Source organism: Calidithermus terrae (genome assembly GCF_003574345.1).
GTDB classification, from domain to species: domain Bacteria; phylum Deinococcota; class Deinococci; order Deinococcales; family Thermaceae; genus Calidithermus; species Calidithermus chliarophilus.
The window spans coordinates 1-964 of record NZ_QXDL01000446.1 but is presented as its reverse complement, the minus strand read 5'-3'; the positions used below and the strand labels follow the sequence as shown (position 1 = coordinate 964).

General features: G+C 75.7%; 1 protein-coding gene. It reads right to left on the bottom strand.

What is annotated here, in order from left to right:
- The coding region (locus Mterra_RS21490) for an FGGY family carbohydrate kinase (protein ID WP_245971722.1) at window positions 1-825 on the bottom strand (825 nt) is incomplete at its 3' end.
- Window positions 826-964: the final 139 nt, after the last annotated feature.

Sequence of the window (964 nt, the reverse complement as noted above, 5' to 3'; positions counted from 1 at the left end):
GCGCTGTAGGGGCAGGAAGATCACGCCCGAGGTGCCCAGCGAGACGCTGCCCACGCCGGGGCGGGCGCTCGAGAGCCCCAGCCCGATGGCCGCGCCCGCGTTGTCGCCCGCCCCGGCCACCACCGGCAGGCCCTCCGGCAGCCCGGTGGCCCGCGCCCACTCGGCCTTAAGCCCGCCCACCACGCCGTGCGAGGGGATCACCGTGGGGAAAAGGCCCACGTCGAGACCCAGCGCGGCCAGCAATTCGGCGTCCCAGTCCTGCGCGGCCAGGTCGAGCGCCCCGGTGCCCGAGGCGTCGGAGGGCTCGGTGGCGGCGCGGCCGGTGAGCGCGAAGCCCAGGTAGTCCTTGGGCAGCAGCACCCGCCGGGTGCGGGCGAAGGCCTCGGGCTCGGCCCGGCGCAGCCACAGCAGCTTGGGGAGCTGGAAGCCGGTGACGGCCGGGTTGCCGGTGCGCCGGATGAGCTCGGAGCGCGGGACCGCCGCCTCGAGCTCGGCGCAGGCCTCGGCGGTGCGCTGGTCGTTCCACAAGGGCGCGGGCCGCACCACCTCTCCCCCGCCGTCGAGGAAGACCCCGCCGTGCATCTGCCCCGACAGCCCGAGGGCCACGGGCGTGTAGCCGCCGGCCTCGAGCTTCCCGGCGAGTCCGGCGAGCGCCTCGCGGGCGGCCTCGAGCCAGTCCGCGGGGTTCTGCTCGGTCCAGCCGGGCCGGGGGGTGAGCAGGGGGTAGGCCGCCCCCGCCTCGGCCACGGCGTGGCCTTCAGGGGTGAGGGCGAGGGCCTTGAGGCCGCTGGTGCCCAGGTCGATGCCGATGCTGACGGGTCTCATGGGGCTCCTGTGGGGTCAATGGCCGATGGCGGATGGCCGATAGCCGGGCGTGGGTCGTACGTCGTACGTCGTACGCAAGACGCGGGGCGCCTTGTCACCCCCCTTAGCAAGGGGGGCTGGGGGGGATACCCCTCCCCGC